This is a genomic window from Achromobacter pestifer (assembly GCF_013267355.1).
In the GTDB taxonomy this organism is placed as follows: domain Bacteria; phylum Pseudomonadota; class Gammaproteobacteria; order Burkholderiales; family Burkholderiaceae_B; genus Achromobacter; species Achromobacter pestifer_A.
In genome coordinates this window covers 1,898,781-1,914,589 of the sequence record NZ_CP053985.1, presented here as the reverse complement: position 1 = coordinate 1,914,589, position 15,809 = coordinate 1,898,781, and the positions used below count along the sequence as shown (strand labels likewise).

General features: G+C 67.6%; 15 protein-coding genes. 6 read left to right on the top strand and 9 right to left on the bottom strand.

Annotated elements, in window-relative coordinates:
- Window positions 1-15 precede the first annotated feature (15 nt).
- The gene (locus FOC84_RS09320) at window positions 16-465 is read left to right on the top strand and encodes an Lrp/AsnC family transcriptional regulator (RefSeq protein WP_008159001.1); all 450 of its coding nucleotides are present in this window, start codon (window positions 16-18) and stop codon (window positions 463-465) included.
- A 43-nt stretch (window positions 466-508) separates the two neighbouring features.
- Here the strand turns inward: FOC84_RS09320 and FOC84_RS09315 are convergent, their stop codons facing one another.
- Together FOC84_RS09315 and FOC84_RS09310 are read right to left on the bottom strand one after the other, a co-directional pair.
- Window positions 509-1,474 carry a Bug family tripartite tricarboxylate transporter substrate binding protein gene (locus FOC84_RS09315; protein ID WP_173144167.1) on the bottom strand — a complete coding sequence of 322 codons (966 nt, stop codon included), beginning with the start codon at window positions 1,472-1,474 and terminating at the stop codon, window positions 509-511.
- A 63-nt stretch (window positions 1,475-1,537) separates the two neighbouring features.
- Complete coding sequence (locus tag FOC84_RS09310) at window positions 1,538-2,383, bottom strand: alpha/beta hydrolase (RefSeq protein ID WP_173144166.1); 846 nt, start codon at window positions 2,381-2,383, stop codon at window positions 1,538-1,540.
- Window positions 2,384-2,468: 85 nt separating this feature from the next.
- Between FOC84_RS09310 and FOC84_RS09305 the strand changes: the two genes are divergently transcribed.
- From FOC84_RS09305 to FOC84_RS09295, 3 genes are all read left to right on the top strand, one after another.
- Window positions 2,469-3,368: a LysR family transcriptional regulator gene (locus tag FOC84_RS09305; protein ID WP_088138264.1), complete on the top strand. Its 900-nt coding sequence runs from the start codon at window positions 2,469-2,471 to the stop codon at window positions 3,366-3,368.
- A gap of 189 nt (window positions 3,369-3,557) precedes the next feature.
- Entirely contained in the window at window positions 3,558-4,064 is a 507-nt protein-coding gene (locus FOC84_RS09300; RefSeq protein ID WP_173144165.1) for a hypothetical protein, read from the top strand.
- A 98-nt stretch (window positions 4,065-4,162) separates the two neighbouring features.
- Window positions 4,163-5,362: an MFS transporter gene (locus FOC84_RS09295; RefSeq protein ID WP_173144164.1), complete on the top strand. Its 1,200-nt coding sequence runs from the start codon at window positions 4,163-4,165 to the stop codon at window positions 5,360-5,362.
- Window positions 5,363-5,437: 75 nt separating this feature from the next.
- On the opposite strand, the gene gltX is transcribed toward FOC84_RS09295, so the two are convergent.
- On the bottom strand, window positions 5,438-6,844 hold the full coding sequence (gene gltX, locus FOC84_RS09290) for a glutamate--tRNA ligase (RefSeq protein ID WP_173144163.1): 1,407 nt from the start codon (window positions 6,842-6,844) through the stop codon (window positions 5,438-5,440).
- Between the two features lie 119 nt (window positions 6,845-6,963).
- On the opposite strand from gltX, the gene FOC84_RS09285 reads away from it, so the two are divergent.
- Window positions 6,964-9,405 carry a bifunctional acetate--CoA ligase family protein/GNAT family N-acetyltransferase gene (locus FOC84_RS09285; RefSeq protein WP_173144162.1) on the top strand — a complete coding sequence of 814 codons (2,442 nt, stop codon included), beginning with the start codon at window positions 6,964-6,966 and terminating at the stop codon, window positions 9,403-9,405.
- Window positions 9,406-9,417: 12 nt separating this feature from the next.
- Here the strand turns inward: FOC84_RS09285 and FOC84_RS09280 are convergent, their stop codons facing one another.
- The 6 genes from FOC84_RS09280 to yjgA all read right to left on the bottom strand — a co-directional run bounded on the left by FOC84_RS09280 (window position 9,418) and on the right by yjgA (window position 14,361).
- Complete coding sequence (locus tag FOC84_RS09280) at window positions 9,418-10,110, bottom strand: isochorismatase family cysteine hydrolase (RefSeq protein ID WP_173144161.1); 693 nt, start codon at window positions 10,108-10,110, stop codon at window positions 9,418-9,420.
- Window positions 10,111-10,119: 9 nt separating this feature from the next.
- Complete coding sequence (locus FOC84_RS09275) at window positions 10,120-10,956, bottom strand: ABC transporter permease (protein WP_173144160.1); 837 nt, start codon at window positions 10,954-10,956, stop codon at window positions 10,120-10,122.
- A gap of 3 nt (window positions 10,957-10,959) precedes the next feature.
- Window positions 10,960-11,775: an ABC transporter ATP-binding protein gene (locus FOC84_RS09270; protein ID WP_173150036.1), complete on the bottom strand. Its 816-nt coding sequence runs from the start codon at window positions 11,773-11,775 to the stop codon at window positions 10,960-10,962.
- Window positions 11,775-12,779 (bottom strand): ABC transporter substrate-binding protein, encoded by a 1,005-nt coding sequence (locus FOC84_RS09265; protein ID WP_173144159.1) that lies wholly within the window; start codon window positions 12,777-12,779, stop codon window positions 11,775-11,777. The genes FOC84_RS09270 and FOC84_RS09265 overlap by 1 nt, the downstream gene beginning before the upstream one ends.
- Window positions 12,780-13,115: 336 nt before the next feature.
- The gene (locus FOC84_RS09260; RefSeq protein WP_173144158.1) at window positions 13,116-13,790 is read right to left on the bottom strand and encodes an alpha/beta hydrolase; all 675 of its coding nucleotides are present in this window, start codon (window positions 13,788-13,790) and stop codon (window positions 13,116-13,118) included.
- A 19-nt stretch (window positions 13,791-13,809) separates the two neighbouring features.
- Window positions 13,810-14,361, bottom strand: coding sequence for a ribosome biogenesis factor YjgA (gene yjgA, locus FOC84_RS09255; protein ID WP_173144157.1), 552 nt, complete (start codon window positions 14,359-14,361; stop codon window positions 13,810-13,812).
- Between the two features lie 58 nt (window positions 14,362-14,419).
- On the opposite strand from yjgA, the gene pmbA reads away from it, so the two are divergent.
- Complete coding sequence (pmbA, locus tag FOC84_RS09250) at window positions 14,420-15,784, top strand: metalloprotease PmbA (protein ID WP_173144156.1); 1,365 nt, start codon at window positions 14,420-14,422, stop codon at window positions 15,782-15,784.
- Window positions 15,785-15,809: the final 25 nt, after the last annotated feature.

The following is a 15,809-nucleotide window of genomic DNA, read 5'->3' as shown; positions in this document are numbered from 1 at the left end:
CCAGGAGACTAAGCGATGGACAAGACCGATATCGGCATCCTCAAGGCCTTGCAGGAGGACGGCCGGGCCTCGGCGCAGCAGCTGTCAGAGAAGGTCGGCCTGTCGGCCGCGCCGGTGTGGCGGCGGGTGAAGGCGATGGAGGCCAGCGGGGTGATCCAGGGCTATAGCGCCCAGGTGGACCGCAGCAAGGTGGGGTTGGGCTGCATGTTCGCGCAGATCAGCCTGGAGCGGCATTCCGCCAATACGGTCGAAAACTTCGAGCGCTCGGTGCGCGACGCGCCCGAGATCCTGGAGTGCTATGCGGTCACGGGGGACTCGGACTTCCTGCTGAAGATCCTGGTCGAAAGCCCGGAGGCCTACGACCGGTTCCTGCACCGTTTCCTGTTCAACATGCCCGGCATACGGCAGACGCGCACCATCGTCGCGCTGCGCGAAATCAAGCACGAACAGCGCCTGCCGCTGTAGGCGGGCGGGCCCTCTCTATATAGATATAGGGAGGGCGGCGGATTTATTGGGGTTGGATACCCGAAATCCGGATCCATTCCTTCCAGCGCGCGGTGTCTTCCTTCACGAAGGCATCGAAGCGCGCCACGTCCATCGATTCCGGCGTCAGGCCCAGGGCGCGCAGCTTCTTCGCGGTGGCTTCGTCCTTGACCGCCGCCTGCATGTGGGCGTTCATTTTTTCCACGATGTCTTGCGGCGTGCCCGCCGGGGCCGACAGGCCGAGCCAGCCGGCGACGACGAAATCCGGATAGTAAGTGGCCATGGTCGGCACGCTGGGCCAGGCCGCATGCGGCTGGGCGCCGGTGACGGCGATGGGGACCAGCCCCTTGCCGTCGATCTGGCCCATTGCAGTCAGGTAGTCGACGAAGGCGAAGTTGATCTGCTTGCCGCGCAGGTCGGTGATGATCTGCGTAATGTTCTTGTAGGCCGCGCCGGTGATCTCAATGCCGGCGCGCTGCTTCAGCAGTTCGGACGGCACTTGCGAGGACGAGCTGTAGTAGCCGAAGAAGACCTGTCCGGGATGCTGCTTGGCGTAGGCGACGAGGTCCGGCACCGTGCGGTACGGGCTGTCGGGCGACACCACGCCGACCGTGCCGAAGGTGCCCAGCATGCCGACCTGGCGGAAGTCCTTCTGCGCGTCGTAGGGCAGGCTCTTGTAGAGGAACTGGTTGGCGGAGTGGGTGGAGTTGGTGGACAGCAGGAAGGTGTAGCCGTCCGCCGCCGCGTTCTTGGCGGCGTTGGTGCCGACGATGCCGCCCGCGCCGGGCCGGTCTTCGACCACCACGGTCTGGCCGGTCTTCTCCCCCAGGTACTGCGCCAGGGTGCGCGCCGTGAGATCGGCCGCGCCGCCCGCGGCGGACGGCACGATGAGGGTCACGGGCTTCTCGGGCCAGCCGGCGGCGTGCGTAGCCGCGGCCAGCAGCAGGCCGGCGCCGATCAGGGCCGGACGGATATAGCGGGGTATGGACATGGTTGTCTCCTGATGGCGCGGTTGCGCGTCGTTGTCGTTGTTGTGGTGGGTTGTGCGGGGCGCTCAGCCGAACTGGCCGCGGTGCCAATCCAGAATGGCGGCGGCGCTGACTTGCCATTGGTCCGCGTACATCATGCAATGCGGCTGCCCGGCAAGCACCGCGTGTGAAAAGCCAAAGCGGCGCGCAATCGCCAGGTCCTGGCCAGGCGGGTGGCGGTCATGCGTGTCCAGCCCGGCTTCCAGGCACAGGCCGGGCGCGCCGATGGCGGCGGCGTCGACGGGCACGCGCAGCAGATAGCGGTCGTTGAGTACTTGCGGGCTTTCGGCGCACAGGCGGCGCGAGACCGCGCAGACGTCGCGGTCGGGCGAGGTCGCCAGAAAGCGCGCGCGGATTTCCACATCGTTCGGCGCGCGGCGCAGCGCGCCCTCGGGGACGGGCGGCAGCGCTTGCGCGCCGGGCAGGTCGCCGGGCGGCGACGGCGCCAGCAGGACCACGCCCGCCACCGTCCGTTGGCTGGCGGCCAACAGCGCGGGCAGTGCGCCCATGCTGTGGCCCACGACGACCGTGGGGTGCGCCAGCGCGTCCAGCGCGTTGACGACATCCTGGGCCAGATCCGCGATGGCGGCCGACAGGAACGCGTCGTCCTGGGGCAGGGCACCGTGGCCGCGCACGTCCAGCGCCGCGCAGGCCAGGCCGGCGCGGGCGAAATAGTCCAGATAGTGCGCATAGCACCAGGCGCCGTGATAGGCGCCCGGCACGAACAGCAGGCCGGGCCTGCCGTCTTGCGGGGCGGCGCCGAGGATCAGGCGGCCCTGGCCGGCGGGGCGGTCGGGCAGCCGATCGATCAGGCTGAAATCCAGCGGGTCGGTGCGGGCGGGCGGCGGGAAGAGCAAGGAGTCAGCATTCATGATGCGGCCATCTTAGGTGGGGCGATGCGATCAGAAAACTTTATTTTTCATATGATTGGATAAGTTTCACTAATCGAAGCCAGCCATGCGCCCCTTGCCCGAGATTTCCATCACGCATTACCGCCACTTCCTGCTGGTGGCCGAGCTGCGCAGTTTCCGCGCGGCCGCGGCCCGGGCCTTCCGCTCGCAGCCGGCCCTGTCGCTGTCGATCCGCGAAATGGAGCAGCGCCTGGGGCAGCCGCTGTTCGAACCGGGCAACCGCGGCACGCTCACGCGTTTCGGCCAGGACTGCCTGCCGCTGGCGCGCGAGCTGGTGCAGCACCATGACCGCGTGGCGGGCGCGCTGTCGGGGCTGGCGAGCAACGAGGCCGGCACCTTGACCATGGCCTCGGTCGCCACCGTGGCCACGCATTGGCTGCCGGAACTGGTGGCGGTGTACCGCGAGCGCTATCCGGCGGTGGCGCTGCGCCTGTTCGACGACAACTCGGAAGGCGTGGAGCGCATGGTGCTGGCGGGCGAGGCGGAGCTGGGCGTATGCAGCCCGGTGTCGCAGGACCGGCGGCTGTCGTTCGAGCCCTTGCTGCGCGACGCCTTCGGCCTGGTCTGCCATCGCGGCCATCCGCTGGCCAGGCGTAAGTCGGTGACCTGGCGCGAGATCGAGGACCTGCCCCTGGTCGGCACCATCGCCCATCGCCAGCTTGCCGGCTATCCGCAGGCGGCCTTCATGCTGGACCGGCAGGTCTTCGTGTCCAACATGATGTCGCTATTGGCCATGCTGGAGCGCGGCGTCGGCGTCACGGTGCTGGCGCGGCTGGGCGTGCCGCCGGACTCGCGCGGCCTGGCCTTCGTGCCGCTGTCCGGCCCGCGCATCGAGCGCGAACTGGGCATCACCCGGCTGGCCGGGCGCAGCCTGTCTCCGGCCGCCGCGCGCATGGAGGAAATGCTGCGTGCGAAGGCGGCGAAGCGCGGCCGCACTGTCGCTTGAAACCAACGCATTTTTGCGATTTACGGCCATAAAACAGGCCAATTCCGGGGCCTACTGTTGCGCAATTGCACGCGGCGCGGATCGCCGTTGATTCTTCGCAAACGCCTCTTTAGAGTGCGTGATGTTTGCTGCGCGAGGGACGTGCCGGGGTGATCGGCGCGGCGCGTCGACAGACGTGTTGAGGAAGTCATGAGCAGTGTGTATTTGCGTACGGCGGGCGTCGCCTGCGCCGTTCTGATCCTGGCCGGGTGCGCCGCCAGGAAACCCGCCGCCATCACCGAGGCCCAGCCCGCGGAACCGCCCAAGCCGGTGGCCTGCGTGCCCGCCAAGGCCGGCGATCCCATGGTAGGCACCTGGCTGTCGAACAGCCGCCCGCGCGACGTCAGCGGCGATCTGCAATCGCTGATCGTGCTGTCCGCCGATGGCACCATGGCCTTTGAATCCCTGCTGAAGATCGGCCGCAAGACGCGTCCCGCCTTGCGCGAGACCGGCTGCTGGAGCGTGGCGGACGGCATCTACACGATGCAGACCACCAAGTCCGCTGGCGAACTGGTGGACGCCAACGATCCGATCTACCTGAACCGCTATCGCGTCGAAAAGGTCGAGAAGGCCCGCCTGACGATGCGCGAGCTGAAAAACGGCGGCCAGGTCATGACCGCGCGCCGCATGCCCACGGGCTATCGTCTGCCTTATTGAGCGTTGCGCGGGGCGGACACTCCGCCCGGCGCCAAAGCCAAGTTGGCCGGGCTGCGGTAAGGTGCGGTCTTCACCCATCGCCCCGCAGCCGGTCATCCATGCCTGCCCTGTCCTCCGAAGCGCGCGCCATCGCGCTGCTTGCCCTGGCCGCCTTCGTCAGCGCCAGCGCCTTCCGCATCTGTGATCCCATGTTGCCGCAGCTCGCGGCGGAATTCGGCACCACCACGGGCCAGGCCGCGCGCGCCGTGACCGCCTTCGCCGTGGCCTACGGCGTGCTGCAGATGTTCTTCGGCCCCCTGGGCGACCGCTACGGCAAATATCGCGTGGTCAGCATCGCGACCTTTGCCTGCGCGCTGGGCAGCGCGGGCGCCGTGGCGGCCGGCTCGCTGGACATGCTGGTGTTCTGCCGCGTCCTGTCGGGCGCCGCGGGGGCGGGCATCGTGCCGTTGTCCATGGCCTGGATCGGCGACAACGTTCCTTATGAACGCCGCCAGGCGACCCTGGCGCGCTTCCTGACCGGCACCATCCTCGGCATGTCGGCGGGGCAGTTGGCCGGCGGCTTGTTCGCCGACACGGTGGGCTGGCGCTGGGCCTTTGCCGCACTGGTCTGCGGCTATCTGATAGTGGGCGTGCTGCTGTTGCTGGAAGTGCGGCGCCAGCAGGTCTCGGGCCTGGGCCGCGTGGATCCGGGCGCGGTCCGCCAGGGGTTCGTGGCGCAGGCGCGCTTGGTGCTGGGCACGCCCTGGGCCCGCATCGTGCTGGCGACGGTGTTTGTCGAAGGCCTGCTGGTCTTCGGTGCCCTGGCCTTCGCGCCTTCCTACCTGCATGAACGCTTCGATATCTCGCTGACCGCCGCGGGCGCGCTGGTGGCCGTCTATGCCGTGGGCGGCCTGATCTATACGGTGGTGGCCGGCCGCATCCTGAAGCGTCTGGGCGAACGCGGCCTGGCGATCGCCGGCGGGCTGGTCCTGGGCGTGGCGTTCCTGTCGTATCTGCTAGGGCCGGTCTGGATGTGGAGCCTGCTGGCCAGCGTGCTGGCGGGCTTCGGCTACTACCTGCTGCACGCCACGTTGCAGACCAATGCGACCCAGATGGTGCCCTCGGCGCGCGGCACGGCGGTGGCGTGGTTCGCGTCCTGCCTGTTCATGGGGCAGGCGGCTGGCGTGGCCTTGGCGGGCGCGGTGGTCGACGAGATCGGGCCGGGCGCGCTGTTCGGCGGCTCGGCCGCGCTGCTGCCGCTGCTGGGCGCGTTCTTTGCGCGCGCGTTGAAGGCGCGCGCGGCGATCCAGCAGGCCTGAGGGCACAGCCTAAAACACCGCGGGCCTTGCTCATCCAGGAATGAGCAAGGCCCGCGGTACTTTTGAGACGCGCGTTTAGATCGCGGCCAGGCGCTTGAGCACCGTCTGCTTGCCCAGCAGGGCCAGCACCGCGTCCACGGCCGGGGTCTGGGTCTGGCCGGTGACGGCAACACGCAGGGGGATGGCCAGTTGCGGCATCTTCATGCCGCGATCGGCCAGCACGGCCTTGATCAGGGCGGACAGGGCCTCGCGGGTCCAGTCCGCGTCCTGGGCGCGCTGGGCGAAGTCGGCCAGCGCTTCGCGCGCGGGGGCCGTCAGGTGCTGTTCGGCCAGTTCGGCGGGCGCGCCCTTGAACTCGGCGCAAAACAGCATGGCGCCGTCGGCCAGTTGCTCCAGCGTTTCGGCGCGGTCCTTCAACAGGCCCATGACGCCCGGCAGGTCGATCTTTTCCGGATGGCCGCCGCGATTCGCGATGCGCGGCGCCACGCGCTCGGCCAGTTCCGCGTTGTCCATCTGCTTGATGTAGTGGGCGTTGACCCAGTTCAGCTTCTTCGGATCCCACTGCGAGGCCGACTTGGACAGGTGCTTGGTATCGAACCACGACACCAGCTGGTCGCGCGAGAAGAGTTCGTCGTCGCCGTGGCTCCAGCCCAGGCGCGCCAGGTAGTTGACCATGGCTTCGGGCAGATAGCCCTCGTTGTCGTACTCCATGACGTTGACGGCGCCGTGGCGCTTGGACAGCTTTTCGCCGTCCGGGCCCAGGATCATGGGCACGTGGCCGTATTCGGGCAGCGTGGCGCCCAGCGCGCGCAGGATGTTGATCTGGCGCGGGGTGTTGTTGACGTGGTCATCGCCGCGCAGCACGTGGGTGATGCCCATGTCCCAGTCATCGACCACGACGCAGAAGTTGTAGGTGGGCGTGCCGTCCGGGCGCGCGATGATCAGGTCGTCCAGCTCGGTGTTGTCGAAGCTGATGGTGCCCTTGACCATGTCGTTCCAGGAAGTCGCGCCTTCCTGCGGGTTCTTGAAGCGCGCCACGGGCTTGCGGCCTTCCGGGATGGCCGGCAGGGTCTTGCCGGGCTCGGGGCGCCAGGTGCCGTCGTAGCGCGGCTTGTCGCCGCGGGCGCGGGCGGCTTCGCGCATGGCTTCCACTTCCTCGGGCGAGCTGTAGCAGTGGTAGGCGGTGCCGGCGGCCAGCATCTGCGCGACCACTTCGCGGTAGCGGTCCATGCGCTGCATCTGATAGAAGGGGCCTTCATCGGGCTGCATGCCCAGCCAGTCCATGCTGTCCAGGATGGCCTGCACCGCTTCCGGCGTGGAGCGTTCGACGTCCGTGTCTTCGATGCGCAGCACGAACGTGCCTTTGTGGTGGCGCGCGAAGGCCCAGGAGAACAGCGCGGTGCGGGCGCCGCCCAGGTGCAGGAAACCCGTGGGCGAAGGCGCGAAACGGGTACGAATGGGGGTAGAGGCGTTGGAAGTCATAGGTGGCAATGATAGCGGCTGCGGCGCCACAAATCGGCGTCAGGCTGGGCCCGCGTCAAACGTAGAGCGGGATTGTCTTGTTACGATGAGGGGTATTTTAGATTAGGGTGCGCCACCCCATGCTGCGACACGCTCTCGCCCCGATGTTCGAGCCCGCCTCGCTGGTGGTCGTCGCCGACCGGCCGCTGCCGGCGGCGGTCTCGCTGCCGCCCGCGCTCAAGGGCAAGACCACGGTAGTGGCCTGCGAGGTCGGCATCGCGCCGGAGCTGCCCGACAGGCTCGAAGGCCTGGCGCCGGGCGAACGGCCTGATCTGGCCCTGGTTTGCGTGTCGCCAGCAGTCCTGCCGGAAACGCTGCGCCGCCTGTCGCCGCTGGCGCCGCGCTCGGTGATCCTGCTGCCGCACGAATTGCCCGATCCCTATCCGCGCGGCACGCTGGCGCTATGCCGCGCCTGGGCCAAGGAAAACCGCTGCGAACTGCTGGGTCCGCGCTCCTTCGGCGCCCAGCGGCCGCACGCCGGCCTGAACCTGAGCCAACACCCGGTGCTGGCGCGCGCCGGCCGCGTGGCGCTGCTGGCGCAGTCGCGCTCCATCATGGCCGCGGTCATGGACTGGGCCGAGGACGTGCATATCGGCTTTTCCACCGCCGTGTCGCTGGGCGACGAGGCGGTGGTGGGCCTGTCCAAGGTGCTGGACTACCTGGCCAGCGATCCGCGCACGGACAGCATCGTGCTCTATCTGGAAGACGTGGGCCCGGCCCGCGAATTCATGAGCACCCTGCGCGCCGCGGCCTCGGTCAAGCCCGTGATCGTGCTCAAGGCCGGCCGCGCGGACACCGATAGCGCCGACGCCATCTTCGACGCCGCCTTGCGCCGCGCGGGCGCGGTCCGCGTGCGCTACTTCGTGCAGCTGTTCTCGGCGGTCAAGGTGCTGGGCTACACGCGCCGTCCCAAGGGCCGGCGGGTGGCGCTGATCTCCAACGGCAGCGGGCCTCCCCAGCTGGCCATGGACCTGATCGGCCCGGACGCCGCCGTGCTGCGCGCCGAACTCGCGCCCGCCACCCAGCGTGCGTTGGCGGCCATGCTGGAGCCGGACGCGGCCACCGTCAATCCGGTCATCACCTTCACGCCGCTGACGCCGGAACGCATCCGCGCCATGCTGGATGCGGTGCTGGACGATGCCGGCGTGGACGGCGTGCTGGTGCTGCTGGCGCCGGATGCGCTGGCGGACATGCCGGCGGTGGCGCGCGAGCTGGCGCAGATCGCGCCCAAGGCGAAAAAGCCGGTCGTCACCTGTTTCATGGGCGACGCCGGCATGCGGCCGCTGCGGCGCATGCTGGACGACGCGGGCACCTCGGCGTTCCGCACGCCCGAATCGGCCGCGGACGCCTTCGGCGTGCTGGCGACCCATCACTACAACCAGCAACTGCTGCTGCAGACGCAGCCGCCGGAGCCCGCCAGCCACGTGCCGGACCTGGCGGCCGCCCGCGAGATCCTGGCGCGCGTGCGCGCCGAATGCCGGCGTGAACTCAACACCTCCGAAATCCGCAGCCTGCTGGCCTTGTTCTATGTGCCGCTGCGCGATACGCCCATGGACGTGGCGGCCGCCGAACCGGAGTCCCGCCCCATGGCGATCCGGGTGCGGCGCGATCCGCAGTTCGGCCCCGTCATCCGCTTCGGCGCGGGCGGACCCGACGCCGTGCTGTCCCAGTCCGACCGCGGCGTCGACCTGCCGCCATTGAACGGCTTCCTGGCGCGCCAACTGATCGAGCGCAGCCGGCTGTGGCGCCGGGTGCTGGCGCCGCGCATCGGCCACATGGCCGCCGAGGCGTTGCAGCAGGCGGTGGTGCTGGTGTCCGAGCTGGTGTCGGAGCTACCCGATATCGAGTCCCTGGACATCGATCCGCTATACGCCGGCGAAACCCATCTGCGCGCCGGCGGGCTGCGCATGACGCTGACCGAGAAGCCGGGCTGCGAAACGCCGCAGACCGCGGGCTACCCGCATATGGCGATCCACCCGTATCCGGCCCGGCTGGTGCAGGTGCGCCGCTTCGCCGACGGCATACCTTGGGTGTTGCGCCCCATCCGTCCCGAGGACGGCGAGGCCTTGCAGGAGTTCATTCGCGGCCTGTCCGAACGTTCACGCTACATGCGCTTCGTGTCCATGATGCGCGAGCTGACGCCGCGCATGGTGTCGCGCTACACGCAGGTGGACTACCACCGCGAGCTGGCCCTGGTGGCCGCCACGGAGGTTCCCAACCCCGCCAACCGCGGCCATCCGCGAGAGGTGCTGGTGGGCTTCGCGCATTACCTGCGCAATCCTGACGGCAGGGGGGCGGAGTACGCCCTGGTGATCGGCGACGACTGGCAGCGCCGCGGCCTGGGCCGCCAGCTGATGACGGCGCTGATAGCCGCGGCGCGCGAGCAGGGGCTGGAATACATCGACGGCCTGGTGCTGTCGACCAACCGGCCCATGCTGTCGCTGATGACCAGCCTGGGCTTCACCAACGACGCGGATCCGGAAGACCCGACGATGCGCCGGGTCTGGCTGAACCTGTCCTGATACCCGGCCCGTTCAGGCGGTCTTCCTGGCCGCCTGGGCCGGCTTGAGCCGGGCGATCGACTCGTCCACCGACAGCACGTCGCCGAAGAACAGCATCCAGCCGTGCAGCGCGTGCTCGTGCTCGGCCGGCGTGACCGCGGCCAGCGCATCGTCCACCATGATGGTGCGGAAGTCGCGCATCATCGCGTCGCGCGCAGTGGATTCGCAGCACACGTTGGTGACCGTGCCGGCGATCAACAACGTGTCCACGCCACGCCCGCGCAACAGCGGCTCCAGCTCGGACGATCCCGGCGCCATCGCGCTGTAGAAGCGCTTGGTCACCCGCAGGTCGGCGTCGTGCGCGTGCAGGTCTTGATGCAACGCGTATCCGGGGGCGTCGCGGCGCAACGTTTCCAGGCGCCGGGCGCTGCGCTCCGGCGTCAGCATCACGCCGTGGTGGTGCGACCAGAACAAGTCGGCGTTATCAGAGGCGGTCTGCACCCAGACGATGGTGCCGCCGGCGGCGCGCACCGCGTCGCACAGGCGGTTGATGGGGGCGATGATCGCGCGCGCCGGCGCGCATTCGCCCTGATAGCCGGGCAGCGTGAAGTACTGCTGCATGTCCACCACCACCACCGCGAGGCGGGCGGCGGGCAGTTCATCATAGGGGTGCAGGCAGCCCTGGCGGGCGATCACGCGGTCCTGTACCCATTGCGGGAATTCCATGGCGGCTCCTTATCCGTAGCGCCGCGCGATGGCGGCTTCGATGCGGTAGACGATCAGGTACATCACGCTGGAGATCACGGCCAGGATGGCAATGGCCGTCATGACGATGTTCAGCTTGAACACCTGGCTGCCGTTCATGATGAGAAAGCCCAGGCCGGAATCCGCCGACTGGAACTCGCCCACGATGACCCCCACCAGCGCCAGGCCGATATTCATCTTCACGGCCGCGATCAGCGTGGGAACGCTGCCCGGCAGCACCACCTTGGTCAGCACCTGCCAGCGGCTGGCGCCAAAGGTGTGTGCCAGCTTGACCTTGTTCAGGTCTATGCCCCGGAAGCCCGCGTAGATCACCATGATGGTCACGAACACCGCGATCGCCACGGCCATGCCGTACACCGCGTAATCCGAACCCAGCCACAGATAGAAGATCGGCACGAAGGCGATCTTGGGCATGGCGTTGGCCACCACCAGGAAGGGGTCCAGCACCTTGTAGAGGAAGTCGGACCACCATAGCGCGGCGGCCACCACGATGCCGATCGCCATGCTCAGGCCGAAGCCCACCAGCGTGGCGCTCAGCGTGGTCATGATGTGCTTGCCCAGGTTGCCGTTGTTCCAGAGTTCGATGAAGGTCGGCCACAGCGCGCTGGGATAGCTGGTCAAGAGCGGGTTGAGGATGTGCATGCGCGGCAGGATTTCCCAGGCGCACAGAAAGACCACCAACAGCAGGGCTTGCGCGATGCGGATGTGCCTGCGGCGCGCGCGGTCGCGCCGCAGGTAGTTCAAGTACTTCTCGCTGGGTGCGCGCACGGCGCGCAGCGGAACGGTGTTGGCGACGGGCGCGTTCATGGGTCAACCCTCCACGTGGACATCGAGCTCGTCCCACAGCTGTTTGAAGTAGGTATTGAATTCCGGCCGCGAGCGCGCCTGGAACGGCGTCGGCCGAACCTGGCCATCGCCGTAGTGGATGCGGTACTGGCTCTTCAGGCGGCCGGGCCGGCGCGACAGCACGATCACGCGGTCCGTCATGGCGATGGCTTCGCCGATGTCGTGCGTGACCAGCACCACGGTCTTGCCTTCGCGGCGCAGGATGTCCACCACTTCATCGGAGATCGCCAGCCGGGTCTGCGAATCGAGCGCCGAGAAGGGCTCGTCCAGCAGGATCACGTCGGGCTCGGTGACCAGGGTGCGGGCCAGCGCGGCGCGCTGGCGCATGCCGCCCGACAACTGGCGCGGCGTGTGCGACAGGAACGCGCCCAGTCCGCATTTTTCCAGCAGATGCACGGCGCGCGCCTCGCTGCGCGCGTCGCGCCGGCCCTGGATCTCCGCGCCCAGCATGACGTTGTCCAGGATGGTGCGCCACTCGAACAGGTAGTCCTGCTGCAGCATGTAGCCGATGCGCGGATTGGGTTTGGTCACGGCCTGGCCGTCTATCATCACCGCACCGGAGGTGGGCGGGATCAGCCCGGCGATCAGGGACAGCAGCGTGCTCTTGCCGCAGCCGCTTTGTCCGATCAGGCTGACGAATTCGCCCGCCGCCAGCGTGAACGACACGTTAGCCAGCGCCTCGGTCTCGCCTTCCTGCGTGAAATAGGAAAGACAGACCTCGCGCAGTTCGATCTTCGCCGTGGCGGTTTCCGGCTTCAGGTTGTGGACGACGGCGCCCATCATTGGGCCTTCTTGGCGAAGTCGGCCACCACCACGTCTTCGTACTTCACGCGGGCGCTGTCCTTCATGACGGCGCTGGCGATCAGCATGTCCTGCAGCTGGTTCATGGCCTCGGCCGTCACCAGCGGCGTGGTCTTCCAGATCTGGTATTTCTTGTAGCGCTCGATGGCTTCGGTCACCGCGGCCTGGTCCATGCCGGGGAAATAGCTCATGATCTGCGGCGTCAGCGTGGCGGCGGGCGTGTCCTTCACGTATTTTTCGGCGCGGGCCACCACGTTGGTCCAGGCCTGGATGACCTTGGGGTTGTCGCGGATGTATTTGTCGGTGGCCGTGAACACGGTGTAGTCCACTTGGCCGACCTCATGGCCCACGGAAGCGACGATGTAGCCCTTGCCGTTGCGCACCAGTTCGCCGGCCTCGGGTTCAAGAAAGATGCCGTATTCGCCCTGGCCGGCCATCCACGCGCCAGCGCGCGCCGGGATGCCGATGTTGTTCAGCAGCTTCACGTCCTTTTGCGGGTCCACGCCATGCTTGCGCAGCGCCGTTTCCAGGAACACGATGGGATTGGACCCGGGCCGGAAGCCGATCACTTCCTTGCCCTTGAGCATGGACCAGTCGAACTTTTCCACCGGCTTGCGCGCCAGCAGGAAGAAGCCGTCGGTGGCGGTCAGTCCGGCGAAGATCTTGGGCTTGACCGGCGATTCGCTGTTGTGGACGTAGATGGAGGCCTCGGGGCCGATCAGCACGATGTCGGCGCTGCCGGACAGCAGGGCGGTCATGCCCTTGTCGGTGCCTTGCGAGGTCTTCATGGACACGTCCAGGCCGGCGTCCTTGAAGTAGCCCTGCGACAGGGCCACGTATTTGGGCACGTAAAGAATCGACCGCACCACTTCTTCGTAGCGGACCTTCACGGGGGGATTGAGGGCTTCGGCCTGGGCGGCCAGGGGGGCGAACAGCGCGAACAGCGCCGCAGCCGCCAGACGGGGCGATGGCAAGGATTTCACGGGACTTTCTCCTGCGTCTTGAATGCCACGCCGAAACCCGGCGCAACACGGCCAATGGGATGGATCGACAACAACAACAGGGAAGCCCGAACTGGTCGCCCGGGCCGGTAAGGCTTGGATCGAATACTATATTCAATACAAATAGGCGACAAGCTTTTTGCAGTTGGCGTTTTTCTCTATGGACGAGCGAAAGCCAGCCCACGAAAATTCCAGGCGGGGATACCAGTTGGTATACAAAATGAAATCGCAGGCCGCCAGGGCCTGCGAGTGACGGGGCAGGGCGCGCGGCGCCCCTGCGCCGGGATCAGGGCCGCCTTGCGCGGCCCCGCCTGGTCCTCAGATCAGGACCTGGTTCAGGAATTTCGAGATGTCAGCCACTTCCTCGGCGCAGACCGAGTGAGGCATCGGGTAGGTGTGCCATTGCACGTCGTAGCCCAGCCGTTGCAGTTCGGCCAACGAGGCCTGGGCGCGCGGCAGCGACACCACCGGGTCATATTGGCCGTGGGCCAGGAAGATGGGCGTGTCCTGATTGGCGCTGTTGCGTTCGGCCTCGGCCGTATCCAGCAGCGGCAGATAGCCCGACAAACCCATCATGCCCGCCAGCTTTTCCGGCAGGCGGATGCCCGTGTGCAGAGTCATGGCGCAGCCCTGCGAAAAGCCCGCCAGCACGATCTTGGCGGTCGGAATGCCGCGCGCGTTCTCGCGCGCGATCAGCTTGTGGATCGCGGCTTCCGAGGCGCGGATGCCGCGGGCGTCCTCGACGCGCACCAGGTCCATGACCAGGATGTCGTACCAGGAACGCATCGCCATGCCGTTATTTATCGTGACGCGCTGCACCGGCGCGTTCGGGAACACGAAGCGCACCGATGCGCCGGCCGGCAGGTCCAGCTCCGGCACGATGGGCGCGAAGTCGTTGCCGTCGGCGCCCAGGCCGTGCAGCCAGATCACGGCGTGCGTGGGATTGGGGGCGGTTTCGATCTCGATGCAATCGAGCAGGTCGGGAGCGTTCATGGACGGCGGACGGTGAAAATCAGAGGGTGAGGGTCTTCAGGGCCTGGAACAGCGCGCGGTAGTGCTTCTTTTGCGGCTCCTGGCCTTGCAGCAGGGCAGCGTTGCCCTGCCTTTCCTTGCGGGCGGCCCGGATCAGGGCGCGCATTTGCTGGGCATCCGCTTGCGGATTATTGAGCAGCAGCTTGGTCAGGGCGTCGTCGTCATCCAGCAGGCGGTCGCGCAGCGTCTCCAGCCGGTGCATGGCGGCGGTTTCCTCGCGCGATCCGTTTTCCCAGACGTCGAGCTGGGCGCGGATCTCGTCGGCCGGCGCGTCGCGCATCAGCTTGCCCACAAAGTGCACCTGGCGTCGCTTGCCCTCGCGCCCGGTGGTGCGCTGCGCGGTGCGGATCGCCTCATAGAGGCGCTCGGCCAGCGGCAGCTGCTTGAGGCGTTCGGGGGACAGTTCGATCAGCTGTTTGCCCAGGTCCAGCAAGGCGTGCATGTCGCGCTTGACCTGGGACTTGCTGGGACGGTCGTAACCGTTCTCGTCGTAACCGTCGTCGACGGATTCTTCTTCAGTATGGGAATTCATGGAAAACTGCGCAATGACAGACTTGGCTATGATAACCGTCTCTGCAAATTGGACTGCAATGGTTAAAACCTCCTCATCCTTGCCGCTGGCGGCGAATCACGCGCGTTTTTCCGAACTCGTCGAACAAACCCTCGCCTACGCGCGCCAGATCGGCGCCTCCGACGCCGCGGCGGAAGTCTCGGAAAGCCTGGGCCTGTCGGTCTCCGTGCGCAAGAACGACATCGAAACCGTCGAACAGACCCGCGACCGCTCGCTGGACCTGACGGTCTACGCCGGCCAGAGCCGCGGTTCCGCCTCCACCTCCGACTTTTCCGAAGCGGCCTTGCGCCAGACGGTCGAGGCCGCCTGGCACATCGCGCGCCATACCGCCGCCGATCCGGCTGCCGGTCTGCCCGACGCCGATCAACTGGCCACCGAATTCCCCGACCTGGACCTGCACCGCGCCTGGAGCGTGTCCACCGAAGAAGCGGCCGAACTGGCGCTGCGCGCCGAGCGCGCCGCCCGCGAAGTCGATCCGCGCATCACCAATACCGATGGCGCCACCGTGGGCACCTACGAAGGCCAATTCGTGATGGGCAACACGCGCGGCTTCCTCGGCGGCTACCCGTATTCGCGCCACAGCCTGTCGGTCGCGCCCATTGCCGGCCGCGGCAACGGCATGCAGCGCGACTACTGGTACACCTCCGAGCGCGATCCGGCCAAGCTGGCTTCGCCCGAGGCCGTCGGCCGCTACGCCGCCGAGCGCACGCTGTCGCGCCTGTCGGCCCGCCGCATCCGTACCGGCAAGTTTCCCGTCCTGTTCGAAGCGCCGCTGGCGCTGGGGCTGGTGGGTGCCTTGACCCAGGCCGCCAACGGCGGCGCGCTGTACCGCAAGGCCAGTTTCCTGCTGGACGCGCTGGGCAAGCCCATCTTCCCCGAACACATCAACCTGACCGAGGATCCGCACATCCGCGGCGCCATGGGCAGCTCGCCCTTCGACGACGAAGGCGTGCGCACGCGCCGCCGCAGCGTGGTGTCGGCCGGGGTGCTGGAAGGCTATTTCCTGTCGTCCTACACCGCCCGCAAGCTGGGCATGACCACCACCGGCAACGCCGGCGGCTCGCATAACCTGGTGTTCAGTTCCACGAAGACCCGCCGCGGCGACGATTTCGAAGCCATGCTCAAGAAGCTGGGCACGGGCTTTCTCGTCACCGAACTGATCGGCCAGGGCGTCAACTACGTCACCGGCGACTACTCGCGCGGCGCGTTCGGCTACTGGGTGGAAAACGGCCAGATCCAGCACGCGGTGCAGGAAATCACCATTGCCGGCAACCTGGCGGACATGTTCAAGCAGATCGTGGCGGTCGGCGCCGACACCATCTCGCGCGGCACCAAGACCACCGGCTCGATCCTGATCGAGCAGATGGCGATCGCCGGGACCTGATCCTGCGCACGGCCGCGGCCTGATG

Coding starts and splice junctions, on each gene's coding strand:
- FOC84_RS09320 (WP_008159001.1), top strand. CDS start 16: ATGGACAAGACCGATATCGGCATCCTCAAGGCCTTGCAGGAGGACGGC.
- FOC84_RS09315 (WP_173144167.1), bottom strand. CDS start 1,474: ATGTCCATACCCCGCTATATCCGTCCGGCCCTGATCGGCGCCGGCCTG.
- FOC84_RS09310 (WP_173144166.1), bottom strand. CDS start 2,383: ATGAATGCTGACTCCTTGCTCTTCCCGCCGCCCGCCCGCACCGACCCG.
- FOC84_RS09305 (WP_088138264.1), top strand. CDS start 2,469: ATGCGCCCCTTGCCCGAGATTTCCATCACGCATTACCGCCACTTCCTG.
- FOC84_RS09300 (WP_173144165.1), top strand. CDS start 3,558: ATGAGCAGTGTGTATTTGCGTACGGCGGGCGTCGCCTGCGCCGTTCTG.
- FOC84_RS09295 (WP_173144164.1), top strand. CDS start 4,163: ATGCCTGCCCTGTCCTCCGAAGCGCGCGCCATCGCGCTGCTTGCCCTG.
- gltX (WP_173144163.1), bottom strand. CDS start 6,844: ATGACTTCCAACGCCTCTACCCCCATTCGTACCCGTTTCGCGCCTTCG.
- FOC84_RS09285 (WP_173144162.1), top strand. CDS start 6,964: ATGCTGCGACACGCTCTCGCCCCGATGTTCGAGCCCGCCTCGCTGGTG.
- FOC84_RS09280 (WP_173144161.1), bottom strand. CDS start 10,110: ATGGAATTCCCGCAATGGGTACAGGACCGCGTGATCGCCCGCCAGGGC.
- FOC84_RS09275 (WP_173144160.1), bottom strand. CDS start 10,956: ATGAACGCGCCCGTCGCCAACACCGTTCCGCTGCGCGCCGTGCGCGCA.
- FOC84_RS09270 (WP_173150036.1), bottom strand. CDS start 11,775: ATGGGCGCCGTCGTCCACAACCTGAAGCCGGAAACCGCCACGGCGAAG.
- FOC84_RS09260 (WP_173144158.1), bottom strand. CDS start 13,790: ATGAACGCTCCCGACCTGCTCGATTGCATCGAGATCGAAACCGCCCCC.
- yjgA (WP_173144157.1), bottom strand. CDS start 14,361: ATGAATTCCCATACTGAAGAAGAATCCGTCGACGACGGTTACGACGAG.
- pmbA (WP_173144156.1), top strand. CDS start 14,420: ATGGTTAAAACCTCCTCATCCTTGCCGCTGGCGGCGAATCACGCGCGT.